Source organism: Chromobacterium haemolyticum DSM 19808 (genome assembly GCF_000711885.1).
Classification (GTDB): Bacteria; Pseudomonadota; Gammaproteobacteria; order Burkholderiales; family Chromobacteriaceae; genus Chromobacterium; species Chromobacterium haemolyticum.
This window is the reverse complement of sequence record NZ_JONK01000006.1, coordinates 41,671-57,779: the sequence shown is the minus strand read 5'-3', so window position 1 is coordinate 57,779 and position 16,109 is coordinate 41,671. Positions and strand designations below refer to the sequence as shown.

Genomic DNA, 16,109 nt, shown 5'->3' with positions numbered 1-16,109 from the left:
CGAGTCGACCTACGGCTGCTATGCACTTATCTGATCTAAAACATCTTCATGTTTCCGAGCTCGTTGAAATGGCCATTTCCAACGAGATCGACGGGGCCAATCGACTGCGCAAGCAGGACTTGATTTTCGCCTTGCTGAAAAACCAGGCCAAAAAAGGCGAGAGCATTTTCGGCGAAGGTACCCTGGAAGTGCTGCCGGACGGTTTTGGTTTCCTGCGCAGCCCAGACACCTCCTATCTGGCCGGCCCGGACGACATCTATGTCAGCCCGTCGCAGATTCGTCGCTTCAACCTGCATACCGGCGATTCGATCGAAGGCGAGATCCGCACTCCGAAGGACGGCGAGCGCTATTTCGCGCTGGTCAAGGTGGACAAGGTCAACGGCGAAGCGCCGGAAAACTCCAAGCATAAGATTCTGTTCGAGAATCTGACGCCGCTGTTTCCCACCGAGCAATTCAAGCTGGAGCGCGACATCCGCGCCGAAGAGAACATCACTGGCCGCATCATTGATCTGATCTCGCCGATCGGCAAGGGTCAGCGCGGCCTGCTGGTGGCCCCGCCGAAGTCCGGCAAGACCGTGATGCTGCAGCACATCGCTCACGCCATCACCGCCAACCATCCGGAAGCGGTGCTGATCGTGCTGTTGATCGACGAGCGTCCGGAAGAAGTGACCGAGATGCAGCGTTCGGTCAAGGGCGAGGTGGTGTCTTCCACCTTCGACGAGCCCGCCACCCGCCACGTGCAAGTGGCCGAGATGGTGATCGAGAAGGCCAAGCGCCTGGTGGAGCACAAGAAGGACGTGGTGATTCTGCTGGATTCCATTACCCGCCTGGCTCGCGCCTACAACACCGTGGTGCCGGCTTCCGGCAAGGTGCTGACCGGCGGCGTGGACGCCAACGCGCTGCAGCGCCCCAAGCGTTTCTTCGGCGCTGCGCGTAATGTGGAAGAGGGCGGCAGCCTGACCATCATCGCCACCGCGCTGATTGATACCGGCAGCCGCATGGACGATGTGATCTACGAAGAATTCAAGGGCACCGGCAACAGCGAAATCCATCTGGAGCGCCGCATGGCGGAGAAGCGCATTTTCCCGGCGCTGAACATCAACCGCTCAGGCACTCGCCGCGAAGAACTGCTGATTCCGCAGGATCAGTTGCAGCGGATCTGGGTGCTGCGCAAGTTGCTCTACCCGATGGACGATCTGGAAGCGATGGAATTCCTGCAGGACAAGATCAAGGCCACCAAGTCGAACCAGCAGTTCTTCGACTCGATGCGCCGCTAAGAGCCAGTTCAAAATCTAGCGAGCAAGAGCGAGACAAGGCGAAAACCGCTGAGAAAGCGGAATGGTCATGTGGTACATGAGCATTTCGAAGCGGTACTCACCGTGGGGCGTATCACGAAGCGCAGCAGATGAAGAACAGACTCTAAGAGTGTTTCAAGCAGAAATGCTCAGCCATGTGCCAGGCTCGCCGCCTGGCATTTTTTTTGCCCGCGTCCGCCGGCGCCGTTCAGGTGCTTGGCGCGCGGGTTTTTTGTTAATAGCCATGGCGGCGCCGACAGAGAGGTCGTGATTTGGCCTAAGATGGAGCAAGGATGCCGCTGGCGTGTTGGCCCGGCGAGTGGATGACGGCAGGGGACAATAATATGTGGTCGATGGAGGCGGGAGAAGCGGCCGACTGGATCGCCGGTCGGCTTTCGGCTTATGACTTTACCGGCAGGGTGGGCGATTTCAGTTTCCGGCAGGCCGATGGCGGGCTGCGGCCGGCGGCGGTGCTGGTGCCGCTGGTGTGGCATAGCGAGGGGCCGACGGTGTTGTTGACCCGGCGCGCTGAAAATCTGCCGGCGCATGCCGGCCAGGTCAGCTTTCCGGGCGGCAAGCTGGAGCGGGACGACGGTTCCGCCGAGCGCGCCGCGCTGCGCGAAACGCGAGAGGAGACCGGGCTGGCGGAGAGCCATGTCCGGCTGCTGGGACGTTTGCCGGACTATGTGACGATTACCGGCTTTGTGGTGACGCCGGTGGTGGGATTGGTGCTGCCGCCGTTCGAGCTCAGCCCGGAACCGGGAGAGGTGGCGGAGGTGTTCGAGGCGCCGCTGCCGCTTTTGATGGATACCGGGGCCTATCAGCGCCACAGCCATCAGGGGGACGACGGCCAGCTGCGAGCTTATCTGTCGCTGGACTGGCAGAGCCACCGCATCTGGGGCGCCACCGCGGCGATGCTGTGGCTGCTGTCCGACGCCTTGGGCGTCGCGGGGCAGGATGGGGCGCCGTTCAGGTCATGTCCAGATCATTGAACAGAATGTTGCGGCCGGCGACCTTGGCTTCGTAAAGCAGGCGGTCGGCGCGCGCCAGCATCAGTTCCGGCGTGTCGTGAGGCCTCCAGTCGGTTAATCCGCCGCTGAAGGTCACGCTCTGATCCACCAGCGGGAAGCGTGTCTGACTCAACACCACTTGCACCCGTTCCATCACTTTTTGCGCGTCGCGCAGCCGGGTGCAGGGGAAAATCACTAGAAATTCCTCACCGCCCACCCGGGCGCTGATGTCGGTGTTGCGCGTGGTGTCTGTCAGCGCGTTGGCCACGGCCACCAGCACATTGTCCCCGGCCTGATGGCCGTGCCGGTCGTTGAATTGCTTGAAGTGATCAATGTCGAATACCGCGATGGTCAATGACTGTCCATAGCGTTCGCAGCGGCTGATTTCGTCTTTGAGCATCATGTCGGCGTAGCGCCGATTGTATAGATGGGTCAGCGGGTCGGTGGCCGCCATTTCGCTCAGCTGCTGGTTGCTTTCCTGTAATTGCTCTTCCAGCTCTTTGCGGCTGGAGATGTCGTAGAGCGCCACTAAGGTGGACGGCGGGGTGCGCTCGCCCAAGGGACGCAGGGAGACAATGACCCAGAGCCGGCTGTGGTCCTCCAGTTCCAGCTCCATTTCCTGACTCTCGATTTCCTGGCCGGCTTCCAGCCACTGTTCCAGCGGCTGCAGCCGAAAAGGCAGGTTGAGAATGTCCGAATCTTCCTTGGTCCCTGGCGCGCGCGGCGGCAACTGAAGCATGGCTCGCGCCAGCGCGTTGGCGCGCTGAATGCGGCGTGTTTTGGGATTGACCAACAGCAGCGCCAGCGGCGCGGTGTCCAGAATCAGCTTGGCTTCTTCCTCGCTTTGCCGGATCAGGTCCGTGCTACGGCTCAGCAGCGTGTGCTGACGCAGATTGGAAAGATAATTGCGCAAGGCCAGCAGCGTCATGCCGGCGATGAACAGCCAGCCCAGCAGCGCCAGCGTCGCCTTTTCCTGCACGGAGCGGGTGAAATCCTTGCGGGCGATGCCCACCGCCACTTGAAACGGGTAGCGTCCCGTCTGGCTTTGGCTGTACAAGCGGGTGACGCCGTCGATATTGGACGGCGCGCTGAATTGCGCCTGATTACCGTCGCGGCTGAGTAGTTTGGCCGGCTGGAGCGGCCGGAACTGCCGTTCCAGCCCCTTGGGCGGTTTGGGCCAGCGCGCCACCATCAGCTGGCGTTGGTCCAGCACCAGGATTTCCCCGTGTTCACCCACGGTGACGCGAGAGACTTCGTCCTGGAAAAAATTGTTGGCGATGACGCCGGCGGCCATGCCTATGACATTTCCGCTGTCGTCGCGCAGCTTGCTGGCCAGAACGATGCCGTGTTGCTCGGGGTTGTGTTGGGCGGCGGTGTAACTGTTTTCCGGGTCTTCGTTTCTATGCAGCCAGCGGCAGAATTCATTGTGCGGCTGCCGCACGATGGCGGCCTGGCGGCTGGTGAAGATGGCCTGACAGGCGCTGTCTATGATTTCGATTCGGCTCAGATAGGGCGCCAGCTGCAGTTGCTGTTGCAGCTGTTGATACAGTTTTTGTTGTCCGTCTTCACTGCTTTTGCCGGTGTGCAGCAGGGTTTGGACTTGGGGCAGTTGACTCGTGTTTTGCAGGATCAGCCCGGCTTCGCTGACGCCGGCGGCCAGCCGCTCGGCCAGCAATTGACTGAGGCCGTTAGCCTGTCGCAGCGCGTTTTCCTCTTCCTGTTGGTAGGTGTTGAGCAGTTCCAGAGCCACCAACGCCAGAGTCGCTAGCAGGAAGAAAATGGAGCCCCAGATCGCATAGCGTGCCGGGCGTTTGTTCCGTTTGCGGAGGTTGAAGTCCATGACGCTCGTTATTGGGGGTTATGAACCAGTTATAGCGCTAGGCGGCGAAGTATGACAGGAACCCGCACCAGCGGGCGGGTCCGGGGGCGTCAGGCCGTGGTGAATCGCATCGAGAGATCGACGGCTTGGATATCCTTGGTCAGCTTGCCCACGGAAATGCGGTCGACCCCGGTTTCAGCAATCGCGCGCACGGTGTCGAAGTCCACGCCGCCGGAGGCCTCCAACAGAGCGCGGCCGGCGGTCAAGCGCACCGCCTCGCGCATTTGCTCCAGCGACATATTGTCCAGCAGCGCCAGCTTGGCGCCATGGCGCAGCGCTTCCTCCAGTTGTTCCAGCGTTTCCACCTCGATCTGCAGGCTGACGTCGGCGGGGGCCAGCTGTTGCGCGGCCCGCAGCGCGGCGGCGATGCCGCCGGCGGCCATGATGTGGTTTTCCTTGATCAGGATGCCGTCGAACAGGCCAATGCGCTGATTGTCGCCGCCGCCCACCGTCACCGCGTATTTCTGCGCCAGTCGCAGTCCGGGCATGGTCTTGCGCGTGTCCAGAATCCGGGCGCGGGTGCCTGCCACGGCGTCGACGTAGCGGCGGGTTTCGCTGGCGACCGCGGATAGGGTTTGCAGGAAGTTGAGCGCGGAGCGCTCCGCGCTTAGCAGCGCGCGCGCCGGGCCGGAGATATTGCACAGCACGGCGCCGGCGGCGACTTGCTCACCTTCGGCGGCCAGCCATTCCACCTGGCAATCAGGGTCAACCTGGCGGAAGCATTCGTCGAACCAGGCCTGACCGCACAAGGTAGCCGCTTCGCGCGCGACCACCCGCGCCGCGCCGGCGCTGTGTTCGGGAATCAGCAGGGCGGTCCAGTCGCAACGGCCGATGTCTTCGGTCAGGGCGGCGGCGACGTGCTGGGCGATCAGGTGGGGGGCGGGCAAAGCGGGCATGCGGAACTCTCCAATAAAACGTCATTGTACCCAATGGAGACGGGTTGGTGCGCACCCTCTGGTATCATTCGAAATGGATAATAAAGCCAGTAGGTAGGTCATGGATTTGCCCGCATCATTTTTTCCCGACGTCGCGCTTTGGCTGAGCAATGGCGGGGCTTTGTCTTTGCTGGCGCTGGCGGCGCGGCAGGTGGCCTGGCGCGCTTTGCCCTTGCCTGCCTGCAATGCCTGGATGGGCGCCTGTGTGTTGGCGCTGGCCCTGTGGCTGTTGCGAGGCGGCGTGGCGCCTGGCTTGTCTTTCCATTTGCTGGGCGCCGGCTTGTTCACCCTGATGATGGGGCCCTGGCTGGCCTTGCTGGCGCTGGCGCTGCCCTTGCTGGCGCTGGCTTTGAGCGGACAAGCCGATCCGCTGGCGCTGGGTCTGAATTATTTGAGCATGATTGCGCCGCCGGTGGCGCTGTCCGCCGCGGCGCTACGCTTGAGTCAGCGCGTCTTGCCCAGTAATCTGTTCGTTTATGTCTTCGTCAACGGCTTCCTCGCCGGCGGAGCCGGCATGTTCGCCGCTGGCCTGTCCGGCTTGTTGGCCTTGGGGCTGGCTGGCGCCTATCCCTGGGACCAGTTGCTTGAAGAGACGCTTCCGTTCTATTTTTTATTGTCATGGTCGGAGGCTTTCACCACGGGTTTGCTGGCTGCGGTGCTGGTGGTTTACCGGCCGGAATGGGTGGCCACCTTTGACGACGGGCGCTATCTGGGACATAGGCGCCGCGCGCCGTGAGAAGCTGTTTATCATCCGTTTCGCCTTGAGGGCGGCGAGCATGCTTCATTCTGCCGATGAGCCAACCGCGTATTCCGTGTCCTTGGGCGCAAGGCCTTGTCTCGCTTAACTCGCAATTTCTTAAGCAGCTTTTGTTCGAGGCTGGATCAACATAGGAGAATGATATGCCGTTCGCGTTATGGAGCCTTTTGCTGGCCGCTCTGCTGCCATTGATCTGGGCCGGGGTGGCCAAGGCCGGTTCGCGGGTGGACAACCACAAGCCGCGTGAGGCGATGGCCCAGGCCAGCGGTTATCGGCAGCGGGCTAATTGGGCGCAGCAGAACGCCTGGGAGGCGTTCCCAACCTTCGCCGCCGCGGTGCTGGTGGGGTGGGGAATGCATGTGCCGCTGGCATTTCTGAATGCCGCCGCCGCAGTCTTCATCGCGGCGCGGGTTGCGCACGGCTTGTTGTACCTGGCTGATCAGGCCAGCTTGCGCTCATTGTCTTGGCTGATTGGGCTGCTGACGGTGGTGGCGATCTTCTGCAAGGCCGGCGGCCTGTTCTAGCGCTAGACGGCGTCCAGCCAGCCGTTGGCGCGCAGAGCGGCCTGCACCTGGTCCAAGCCCTTGGTGTGAAACGCTTGCCAGCCGGCGCGGCGGGCGGCGTCCACGCATTCTATGTTGTCGTCGAAAAAGGCGATGCGGTGAGGGGGGACGTCCAACTCTTGCTGTACATGACGGTATACCTCGTCATCCGGCTTGCGAAGGCCGATCAGATGGGAGGCGAATAGCCGGTCGAAACGGTGCAGCAGATCGAATTCACGTTCGATTTTGTCCCAGTGCAGCGCGTTGTTGTTGCTGAGCACGGCCAGGCGATGGCGCGCGCCAAGCTGGGCCAGCATCTCCGCCGCGCCGGGGAAGGCGCCGCGCAGCCAGCTGTCCAGTTGCGCGGTCATTTCCATCGCGTCGATGTCCAGTCCCAGGTGTTCCGCCATCGCGGCGCTGAACGCTTCCGGCGTGCAGGCGCCGGTGTCGAGTTCGGCGATCCACGGCGTTTCCATCCAGAAGCGTCGGGCCTGTTCCGGGTTCAGCTTGCCCTGAGAAAGCCGCACCAGCGGATCGATGCCGTTCCAGTCCACCAATACTCCGCCCAGATCGAATACCAGCACATCTACGCTTGAATTCATCGTTTCGCCTTTTGTCGAGAGCGCGAGGGTTTCGCGCCAGCTGTTTAGAGAATGATGGGCTCCGGCTCCAGCTCCACGCCAAAGCGTTGACGGACCTCGGCGCGCACCTTGTCGGCCAGCGCGCGCATCTGGTCGCCGCTGGCTGCGCCGTGATTGACCAGCACCAGCGCCTGGCGCGCGTGCACGCCGGCGTCGCCGTCGCGATAGCCTTTCAGTCCGCATTGGTCGATCAGCCAGCCGGCGGCCAGCTTGACCTTGCCGTCGGCTGCCGGGTAGTGCGGCAACGCGGGATGGAGCGCCAGCAGCGCTTGCGCCTGCTCCGCCGGCAGAACCGGGTTTTTGAAGAAGCTGCCGGCATTGCCCAGTTCGGCCGGGTTGGGCAGTTTGCTGGAACGGATGCGAATCACCGCGTCGCTGACGTCTTGGGGCGTGGGCGCGGCGATGCCGGCGGCGTTCAGTTCTTGCTGGATATCGCCGTAGCCGGTGCGCAGCCGAGCCGTGCGCGATAAGCGGAAACGCACCGCGGTGACCAGCAGTCGGCCGGCGGCATCGTGTTTGAACACGCTGTCACGATACCCGAAGCGGCAGTCGGCCTTGTCCAGCGTCAGTGCGGCGCCGCCATGATCGAGGTCGGCGCAGACCACTTGATGGATGTGGTCCTTGGCCTCGACGCCGTAGGCGCCGATGTTTTGGATTGGGCTGGCGCCAACGGTGCCGGGGATCAGGCTCAGATTTTCCAGTCCGTACCAGCCCTGGCTCAGGGTGTGGAGCACGAAGCCGTGCCAGTTTTCGCCGGCGGCCGCTTCGACAATCACATCGTCGCCGCTTTCTTCCAGCAGGCGGATGCCGCGCAGCCCCAGTTTGACCACCAGGCCGGAATAGTCGCGGGTGAACAGCAGATTGCTGCCGCCGCCCAGCCACAGCACGGGGCCGGCGCGGTAGGCCGGGCTTTCCAGTAGCGCCGGCAGATCAGAGAGCGAGTCCAGCTGGCAGAAGTCGCGCGCGCGCGCATCCATGCCGAAGGTGTTCAGCGGTTTGAGCGGATAGTGGTGGCTGAAGGTCAGGCTCATTGCGCCGGTTCCGGTTGAAGTTGTCGATACAGGCGGCGGCGGCTTTCGCTCGCCAGATAGCGGGTCAGGAACAGCGCGGCCACGCTCAGGCTGATGACGAGAGCGGTCCAGAAGCCGAACACGCCCATGGGCTTCTTGGTCAGCCAGTCGGTCAGGCCCAGGGTGATGCCCAGACCCAGGCCAACGCACCAGAACGACAGGATGTGAATAATCATCGGCACCGTGGTCAGCTTGTAGCCGCGCAAGGCGCCGGAGGCGATGGTTTGGGCGGCGTCGGTCAACTGGTAGACCGCCGCGAACAGCAAGAGGGTGGAGCCCATCGCGATCACGCGCGGGTCTGGCGTGTACATGCGCATGATGGGTTCGCGGAACAGCAACACCGCGAGCATCGCGCAAAAGGCCATGCTCAAGCCCAGCAGCAGGCCTACACCGGAACTGAAGCGTGCGGCGCGGTAATCGCCGGCGCCGACATGATGGCCGACGCGCACGGACATCGCCGTGGCCACGCTTTGCGGCAACATGTAGATGATGCTGGAAAAATTGAGCACGGATTGATGGGTGGCGACCACCACGGTGCCCAGTTCGGCGATCAGCAGCGCGATGAAGGAGAACAGGCTGACTTCCACGAAGAAGGACAGGCCGATTGGCACGCCCAGCTTGAGGAAGCCGCGGTACATGCGCCAATCCGGACCGCGCAGTCGCTCCAGCAGGCGGAACTGGCGGAAATTGCGATGCCAGCTGACATAGGCGAGCAGGGCCAGGCAGTTGAACCAGAACACGATGCCGGTGGCCCAGCCGCAACCGGCGCCGCCCAGTTTGGGCAGGCCGAAGAGGCCGTGGATCAGGATATAGTTGAGCGGAATGTTCAGCGCCAGCGCCAACAGGCTGACCACCATGATGGCCTTGGGGCGGCCCAGGCTGGATGCGTAGGCGTGCAGCGCGCGGTGGGTCATCGCCGCCGGCATGCCCACCGCGGCGCCGGTGATGAACAGCATCACCTTGTCGGTCACTTCCGGCGGCAGGTGCAGCCACAGCCGCAGCGCCGGCTCCAGCGCCACCATCATCGCCGCGCCCAAGAGGCCGATCAGAAGGCCGAACCACAGCCCCTGGCGCGCGGTGTCCTTGAATTTGTCGTGCTCGCCGGCCCCCAGCTGGTGGGCCAGTATGGGGTTGAGCGCGGTGACGATGCCCATCAGCGTGACGTAGAAGGTGATGAAAACGCTGGCGCCTAGGGAGACGGCGGCCAGGTCGTCGGTGCTGACGCGGCCCGCCATCACGGTGTCGACGAAGGCGGTGGCCACCTGCGCGATCTGAGCGATCATCATCGGCAAGGCCAGCCGGCTGATTTGACGGGCTTCCAGCAGCACGGCCCCGCGCGGGGCGCGATTGATTTCAAACAGCATGGGAGTAGGGCGGGATGGCTCGGAGAACTGGCCATTATACCGGCTGCGGGGCTGCCTTGTCTTTGCCGCGCCATGACAATGGGGCGGCAAGAGTAAGACGGACGCGCGGAAGCGCCCCCGGCGAAGCGGGAGCGCGGTGCCTCCAGATCAGAAGCGCGCAGGCGGGTCGCGGCGCAGATCGCAACTGATCAGCAACTCGCCGCCAAAGCGTGCGTTGATGCTGAGCGCGTCCGCCAGCGAAATGTCCTGTACGGTTAGCTGTTCGCCGTTGCGTTCCAGTTCATAGCCCAGCTCATGGGCGAAATCCGCCAGCTGTTGCAGGGCGGGGGTGTCGGCCGGCGTGAGCGGAGAGGCGCTCAGGCTGCCGCAAAGGGGGCGAGGTCTTCCCACAGCGTCGAAATTGGCAAAAGAGAAATCGGTATAGCTATCTTGCAGGCAGTCGTACATGGCGGTTCTCCAGAGGGTTCGGTCGCAGTTGGCGCGCCGGTTCTGGGTTTCGCCGGCGACGCTTTAGCAGGATTTTTGGGCGCCCTGCAAGTTGTCATTAACTCGGCGCCTGCCGCGCATGCCCGAAACGGAAACGGGGCGCGGCTCATGCATCGATCCGAAGCGATTGGTCTGCTTAACTGCCTGTACGGGTAAAAGAAAACCCGCCTACGACTAAGAGCGCAAGCGGGTTCACCGGTTTGACGCTTTAGCTGGCATTTGTTAAGCGCCCGCAAGCTGTGTCAAATCGGCGCATGCATGTCAGCCTATGCTTTTGGCTTTTGGCTGTCAATCCCCTTGCGCGGCCTCCTCGCGCCACTCGGCCAGCCAGCCGCGCCAGTGCGGCTCCGGTTGCGCAGCGATGACGGCGCGCAAGCTTTGTCTACAGGCCTGATGAGTGGCCGGGGTCAGCGCGCCTTCCACCCATTGCTGGCGCAGCCACAGCAGGTGGCAGCTGGCGGCCTGGCGGGCATTGTGTTCGGCGAGCGCGTCGGCGTTGCCGGCTCGATACAGTTCCCAGCGCCGAGGGCCGTTGAGTTCGGCTTCTCCAGGCAGGCCGCACAGACGGGCCAGCTCGCCCAACGGAGTGGCCAGTTCGGCATGGCCGCCGCTCAGGATCTCGCTTAGCGCGCAATGCGCGTCCGGCGTCCGGCCGGCGCGGAGCTGTTCCGGCAGTTGCAAGCCCAAGGCCAGCGCGCGATGGAGCAACACCGGCAAGTCCAGCCGAGAGCCGTCCCAACTGATCAACTGCGCCCGGCTGTCGCGCAGCAGGGTGAGCCAGTCCGCCAGCATCGCGGCTTCGTCGCCGGCATCGACGGCAAGCCGCTGGACGAGACGGGTGTGCCCATCCTGTTGTAGTACGCCGGCGATGGCAACCACGCGGTGCAAATGGAAGGGAATGAAGTCGGTGCTGCTTTGGGCGCGGCAGCGCTGCAGCACGAAATCGGCGACGTCGGCCTCCCCGATTTCGCCATCCAGCTCATAAAGCTGGCGGATGGCGGGCACGTTGGGAATGGTCTGGAGATGAAAGCTGAGAGTAGGGCGCACGGGAGGGGTCTTGTCGGAGTCGGCGAATCGGCAGCGATTGTATGCCTATCATCGATAGGGGGCAATTGGCGGCCGTGGAGGCGGCCATGGGGCGGGATATGGCGGCGAATTGTATTTTCTGCAAAGAATAGGGATATAATCGCCGGCTTGACTACCTACTAGTCTTGCGAATCCTGGCATTCCAAGTCGACTATCTTTCTCATAATGATCCGCAAGTTTATCCGTAAAGTACTGGACCTGCCCGCCGGCATGGGCAAGCGCCGCACCAAGGCGCGCGTGATTCCTCTGCCGCAACACGGCATCCGCCGAGACCAGCTCAGCTCCGCTGCGCTGAAAGTCACCACCCGACTGCAGGAGGCCGGTTTTTCCGCCTATGTGGTGGGCGGAGCCGTGCGCGACTTGATGTTGGGCGTGTCACCGAAGGATTTCGACGTTGCCACCAACGCAACGCCGGAGGAAGTGCACCGGGTGTTCCGCCGTTCCCGCATCATTGGCCGGCGTTTCCGCATCGTCCACGTGATGATGGGGCCGGAAACCATCGAGGTGACCACCTTCCGCGGCGGCTCTGTGGACGACACTAATGAAACCGGCCGCATCATGGCCGACAACAGTTTCGGCAGCCAGGAAGAGGACGCCCACCGTCGCGACTTCACCGTGAACGCGCTGTTCTACGATCCGTCCGACGAAACCGTCATCGACTATCACCACGGCGTCAAGGACTTGCGCGCCCGCAAGCTGGTGATGATAGGCCAGCCGGCCCGCCGTTATCAGGAAGACCCGGTGCGCATGCTGCGCGCGGTTCGCCTGGCGGCCAAGCTGGGTTTCGAGATCGACGACGCCACCCGCAAGCCCATCCGCACCCACGCTTATCTGCTGAAGAAGGAGCCGCCGGCGCGCCTGTTCGATGAAATGCTCAAGCTGCTGATGTCCGGCCAAGCCTACGGCTGCCTGAAGAAGCTGCGCGAGGAAGGCATGGCGCGCGGTGTGTTTCCACTGTTGGACGCAGTGCTGGACGACAAGGGCGACGATTTGTTCTTGAAGCTGGGTCTGGAGAGCACCGATCAGCGCATCCGCGCCGACAAGCCCGTGTCGGTGGGTTTCCTGCTGGCCACCCTGTTGTGGAAGCAGGTGTATCAGCGTTGGCAGAAGCGTTTGAACGCCGGCGACCGCGCGGTGTACGCGCTGGCGCAAGCGATTGCCGACGTGGAGTCCGAGCAGGACAACGATTTTGCCATTCCGCGCCGCTTCAGCGTGACCATGCGCGAAATCTGGATGTTGCAGTCGCGTTTCGACAGCCGCAGCGGCCAGCGCGCTTATCGCTTCCTGGAGCAGCCGCGCTTCCGCGCCGCTTACGATTTCTTCGCGCTGCGCGGAGAGGCCGGCGAGGTGGACATGAAGTTGGTGGGCTGGTGGAACGACTTCCAGCGCGCCGACGAGGAAGAGCGCGAGCAACTGCTGGAAATCGCCAAGGCCAGCGGCGAGCCGGATCCGGCCAAGAAACGCCGCCGCCGCCGTCCCGCCAATCGCCGCAAAGCCGCGGGCGAATCCGGCGGAGAGGCCTAAGTGGCGCAGGCTTTCATCGCGCTGGGCAGCAACCTTGAACAGCCGGCGGCGCAAATCCGCGCCGCGCTGGCCGCCATCGCCGCCTTGCCCGATACCGAGTTGACGCGGCAGTCCGCCTTGTACCGCACCGCGCCGGTGGGCTATGCCGATCAACCGGACTTCATCAACGCCGTTGCGGAAGTGGGCACCGCGTTGGCTCCGCGCGAATTACTGCGCAGGCTGCTGGCGATCGAGGCCGAGTTTGGCCGGGTGCGCACTTTCCGCAATGCGCCGCGGGTGTTGGATCTGGATCTGCTGTATTACAGCGGCGTCGCCCAGAGCGACGAAGACTTGACCCTGCCGCATCCGCGCATGCATTTGCGCGGCTTCGTCATGATCCCGCTGGCGGAGATCGCTCCTGATCTGACGCTGCCGGAGCTGGGCACGGCCGGCGAACTGGCCGCCGGACTCGCCGATCAAGGCGTGGAGCGTCTCGAAACAACTAGCTAAGAGGAAGCGAGCGATGAGTCAATTGCGTTATGTCGTGGTCGAAGGGCCGATCGGCGCGGGCAAATCCTCTCTGGCGCGCCGGCTGTCGGAATACTGGGGCGTGCGCATGCTGGCGGAAGACCCCGCCGCCAATCCTTTCCTGCCGCGCTTCTACCGCAACCTGCCGGCTCACGGCCTGTCCACCCAACTGTCCTTCATGTTGCAACGCGCCGATATGGCCAAGAGCATGCTGAACGGCGAACTGCTGGCCAGCCCGCTGGTGTCGGACTTCCTGTTCGAGAAGGACGCGCTGTTCGCAAAGATCAATCTGGACGAGGCCGAATTGGCGCTGTACAAGCGCCTGGCGTCGCTGGCGATGCCGGAACATCCGGTGCCGGATCTGGTGATCTATTTGCAGGCGTCCGAGGAAAACCTGTTGAGCCGGGTGGCCGCGCGGGCGGCGGAGTACGAAGTCAATTTCCCCGAAGGCTATCTGAAGCGCGTGCATCAGGCCTACAGCGAATTTTTCCATCAGTACGAGGCCGCGCCGCTGCTGATCGTCAATACCGATCACCTGAATCTGGTCGATGGAGACGAGGACTTCGAACTGCTGATCCGCTGCATCAGCGAAGCGCGAGGCCAGCGTAACTATTTCAACAAGAGCGTCTGAGCCGCCGCGCGCTCAGAGCCTGTTTGCCGATCTAGCGAGCTAGAGTGAGACAAGGCCTTGCGGCCGAGAAAACGGAATGTACAAAGGGTGCGTCACCGTTTTCAACGCCGTATCGCTGATGAGCAGCAGATCGTAAACAGGCTTTAAGCGCCCCGCCGGTTGATATGGACGACTGAACGAGGAAGAACGGGCATGAAAATTACCGTCAACACCCTGCAGAAAATGGCTCAGGAAGAGCAAAAGATCGCCATGCTGACCTGTTACGACGCCAGCTTCGCCACCTTGCTGGAGCAAGCCGGGGTGGAAATTCTGTTGGTAGGGGATTCGCTGGGCATGGTGGTACAGGGCATAGACTCCACGCTGCCGGTGGCCGAAGAAGAAATGCTCTACCACGTGCGTTGCGTGGCGCGCGGCGCCAAGCAGGCCATGGTGCTGGGCGACATGACTTTCGGCGCTTATCAGGAAAGCCCGCAGCAGGCCTTCGCCCACGCCGCCCGCATCATCCAGGCCGGCGCGCACATGGTGAAGCTGGAAGGCGGCGCTTATATGGCCGATACCACACGCTTCCTGGTGGAGCGCGGCGTGCCGGTGTGCGCCCACATTGGCCTGACGCCGCAGTTCGTCAACACTTTCGGCGGCTATCGAGTGCAGGGCAAGAGCGAGGAGGATGCGCGCCGCATCGTCAACGACGCGAAGGCGCACGCCGCAGCCGGCGCCAGTCTGGTGCTGATGGAGTGCGTGCCGGCGGAACTGGCGCGCGAGATCACCGAGTCGATTTCCGTGCCCACCATAGGCATTGGCGCCGGCGTCGATGTGTCCGGCCAGGTGCTGGTGCTGCACGACATGCTGGGCGTGTACCCCGGCAAGAAGGCGCGTTTCGTCAAGGACTTCATGGCTGAGGCCGGCAGCATCCAAGGCGCGGTGCAGTCCTATGTGCAGGCGGTGAAGGATAAGTCCTTCCCGGCGGCGGAACATACTTTCTGATCGGCTCTGCCCAGGACATCAAATAATGGAAATCATTCGTACCGTGGCGGAGATGCGCGCCTGGCGTCGCCAGGCGGGCAAGCTCGCCTTCGTGCCCACCATGGGCAATCTGCACGCAGGCCATCTGGCCCTGGTCAAGGCGGCGCGTGAACGCGCCGACAAGGTCGTGGTCAGCATCTTCGTCAATCGGCTGCAATTTGGCCAGGGCGAGGACTTCGGCGCCTATCCGCGCACCTTCGACGCCGATTGCGATAAGCTGCGCGCTGCCGGCGTGGATGCCTTGTTCTTCCCCGAGGAGCAGGAGCTGTATCCGCGCGTGCGTCAGGACTTCAACGTGGAGCCGCCGAATATTCAGAACGAGCTGTGCGGCGCTTTCCGCCCCGGCCACTTCCGCGGTGTCGCCACCGTGGTGACCAAGCTGTTCAACATCGTGCAGCCGGATCTGGCCTGCTTCGGCAAGAAAGACTTCCAGCAGCTGCATGTGATCCGAGCAATGGTGGACGACCTGAATTCGCCGATTGAGATCGTGCCGGTGGACACAGGCCGCGCCGACGACGGCCTGGCGCTATCCTCGCGCAATGGTTATCTGAGCGCGGAAGAGCGCGCCGAAGCGCCGCGTTTGTACCGCAATCTGGAGCAGATACGGCAGCGGCTGCAGGATGGCGATCATGACTACGCGGCGCTGGAACAGGCCGCGCGCGACGATCTGGCCCAAGCCGGCTGGATAGTGGATTACGTGGAAATTCGCCAGGCCGACACCCTGGCGGTGGCGCACGCCGGCGAAAAACGCCTGGTCGTGCTGGCGGCCGCCCGACTGGGGCGCACCCGCCTGATCGACAACATCGAAGTGTTCCGCTGATCAGCGGACGAAGGATGCAATCATGCAGCGCAATATGCTCAAATCCAAGCTCCACCGTGTAACCACCACGCACAGCGAGTTGCACTATATCGGTTCCTGCGCGATTGACGAGAACCTGCTGGAAGCGGCGGATATTCTGGAGTACGAAGAAGTGCAGATCTGGAACGTCACCAACGGCGAGCGTTTCGCCACCTACGCGATCAAGGCCGAGCGCGGTTCCGGGACCATCTCGGTCAACGGTTCCGCCGCGCGCCGCGCCGCGCCGGGAGATCTGCTGATCATCGCCTCCTTCGCCCAGTACGAGGCCGCGGAGCTGAAGAATCATCAGCCCAAGCTGGTATTCGTCGACGCCGACAACCAGATGACCGAGGTCAAGGGCGCAACCCCGACGCAGGCGGCCTGATCCGTCTCCGGTTTCGCCCATTAGCGGCCGCCTCAGGGCGGCCGTTGTGTTTTGTTGCGGCACAGCATCAGCTTGGCGGCGGCGGCCCGCTTAATTTGGCGGTTAAGCTTGTCGTTGGCGGCGGCGGTGAATCATA

Annotated in this window: 17 protein-coding genes; 10 read left to right on the top strand and 7 right to left on the bottom strand. The window is 63.1% G+C overall.

Annotated elements, in window-relative coordinates:
* Nucleotides 1-20: 20 nt before the first annotated feature.
* The gene (rho, locus tag BR71_RS05465) at nucleotides 21-1,277 is read left to right on the top strand and encodes a transcription termination factor Rho (protein WP_043591613.1); all 1,257 of its coding nucleotides are present in this window, start codon (nucleotides 21-23) and stop codon (nucleotides 1,275-1,277) included.
* A 311-nt stretch (nucleotides 1,278-1,588) separates the two neighbouring features.
* Entirely contained in the window at nucleotides 1,589-2,287 is a 699-nt protein-coding gene (locus tag BR71_RS05460) for a CoA pyrophosphatase (protein WP_244269592.1), read from the top strand.
* Here BR71_RS05460 and BR71_RS05455 read toward each other — a convergent pair.
* Both BR71_RS05455 and nadC read right to left on the bottom strand, forming a co-directional pair.
* Complete coding sequence (locus BR71_RS05455; RefSeq protein WP_043633790.1) at nucleotides 2,265-4,145, bottom strand: sensor domain-containing diguanylate cyclase; 1,881 nt, start codon at nucleotides 4,143-4,145, stop codon at nucleotides 2,265-2,267. The two genes, BR71_RS05460 and BR71_RS05455, sit on opposite strands and share 23 nt — an antisense overlap.
* 89 nt (nucleotides 4,146-4,234) lie before the next feature.
* Nucleotides 4,235-5,080: a carboxylating nicotinate-nucleotide diphosphorylase gene (gene nadC / locus BR71_RS05450; protein WP_043633787.1), complete on the bottom strand. Its 846-nt coding sequence runs from the start codon at nucleotides 5,078-5,080 to the stop codon at nucleotides 4,235-4,237.
* 100 nt (nucleotides 5,081-5,180) lie between these two features.
* Between nadC and BR71_RS05445 the strand changes: the two genes are divergently transcribed.
* Nucleotides 5,181-5,855: an energy-coupling factor ABC transporter permease gene (locus BR71_RS05445; RefSeq protein ID WP_043633784.1), complete on the top strand. Its 675-nt coding sequence runs from the start codon at nucleotides 5,181-5,183 to the stop codon at nucleotides 5,853-5,855.
* 164 nt (nucleotides 5,856-6,019) lie between these two features.
* A complete protein-coding gene (locus BR71_RS05440) occupies nucleotides 6,020-6,400 on the top strand; it encodes an MAPEG family protein (protein ID WP_043633781.1) in 381 nt (126 codons plus the stop codon).
* Nucleotides 6,401-6,402: 2 nt separating this feature from the next.
* Here the strand turns inward: BR71_RS05440 and BR71_RS22775 are convergent, their stop codons facing one another.
* The 5 genes from BR71_RS22775 to BR71_RS05415 form a co-directional block, all read right to left on the bottom strand.
* Nucleotides 6,403-7,020, bottom strand: coding sequence for an HAD family hydrolase (locus BR71_RS22775; protein WP_052370357.1), 618 nt, complete (start codon nucleotides 7,018-7,020; stop codon nucleotides 6,403-6,405).
* A 44-nt stretch (nucleotides 7,021-7,064) separates the two neighbouring features.
* Nucleotides 7,065-8,090 carry a UDP-N-acetylmuramate dehydrogenase gene (gene murB, locus BR71_RS05430; RefSeq protein ID WP_043633778.1) on the bottom strand — a complete coding sequence of 342 codons (1,026 nt, stop codon included), beginning with the start codon at nucleotides 8,088-8,090 and terminating at the stop codon, nucleotides 7,065-7,067.
* Nucleotides 8,087-9,493 carry an MATE family efflux transporter gene (locus BR71_RS05425; RefSeq protein WP_043633775.1) on the bottom strand — a complete coding sequence of 469 codons (1,407 nt, stop codon included), beginning with the start codon at nucleotides 9,491-9,493 and terminating at the stop codon, nucleotides 8,087-8,089. The genes murB and BR71_RS05425 overlap by 4 nt, the downstream gene beginning before the upstream one ends.
* 147 nt (nucleotides 9,494-9,640) lie before the next feature.
* Nucleotides 9,641-9,940, bottom strand: a complete 300-nt coding sequence (locus BR71_RS05420) for a hypothetical protein (protein WP_043633772.1) — start codon at nucleotides 9,938-9,940, stop codon at nucleotides 9,641-9,643.
* A 327-nt stretch (nucleotides 9,941-10,267) separates the two neighbouring features.
* Nucleotides 10,268-11,026: a hypothetical protein gene (locus BR71_RS05415; RefSeq protein WP_081862561.1), complete on the bottom strand. Its 759-nt coding sequence runs from the start codon at nucleotides 11,024-11,026 to the stop codon at nucleotides 10,268-10,270.
* A gap of 204 nt (nucleotides 11,027-11,230) precedes the next feature.
* Between BR71_RS05415 and pcnB the strand changes: the two genes are divergently transcribed.
* The 6 genes from pcnB to panD all read left to right on the top strand — a co-directional run bounded on the left by pcnB (nucleotide 11,231) and on the right by panD (nucleotide 15,973).
* Nucleotides 11,231-12,589: a polynucleotide adenylyltransferase PcnB gene (pcnB, locus tag BR71_RS05410; protein WP_043633766.1), complete on the top strand. Its 1,359-nt coding sequence runs from the start codon at nucleotides 11,231-11,233 to the stop codon at nucleotides 12,587-12,589.
* Nucleotides 12,590-13,078, top strand: a complete 489-nt coding sequence (gene folK, locus BR71_RS05405) for a 2-amino-4-hydroxy-6-hydroxymethyldihydropteridine diphosphokinase (protein WP_043633763.1) — start codon at nucleotides 12,590-12,592, stop codon at nucleotides 13,076-13,078.
* A 13-nt stretch (nucleotides 13,079-13,091) separates the two neighbouring features.
* A complete protein-coding gene (locus BR71_RS05400; protein WP_019104537.1) occupies nucleotides 13,092-13,727 on the top strand; it encodes a deoxynucleoside kinase in 636 nt (211 codons plus the stop codon).
* Nucleotides 13,728-13,919: 192 nt separating this feature from the next.
* The gene (panB, locus tag BR71_RS05395; protein WP_043633760.1) at nucleotides 13,920-14,711 is read left to right on the top strand and encodes a 3-methyl-2-oxobutanoate hydroxymethyltransferase; all 792 of its coding nucleotides are present in this window, start codon (nucleotides 13,920-13,922) and stop codon (nucleotides 14,709-14,711) included.
* A gap of 25 nt (nucleotides 14,712-14,736) precedes the next feature.
* Nucleotides 14,737-15,570: a pantoate--beta-alanine ligase gene (gene panC / locus BR71_RS05390; protein WP_019104535.1), complete on the top strand. Its 834-nt coding sequence runs from the start codon at nucleotides 14,737-14,739 to the stop codon at nucleotides 15,568-15,570.
* A gap of 22 nt (nucleotides 15,571-15,592) precedes the next feature.
* Nucleotides 15,593-15,973 carry an aspartate 1-decarboxylase gene (gene panD / locus BR71_RS05385; RefSeq protein WP_019104534.1) on the top strand — a complete coding sequence of 127 codons (381 nt, stop codon included), beginning with the start codon at nucleotides 15,593-15,595 and terminating at the stop codon, nucleotides 15,971-15,973.
* The last annotated feature ends 136 nt before the right edge of the window (nucleotides 15,974-16,109 follow it).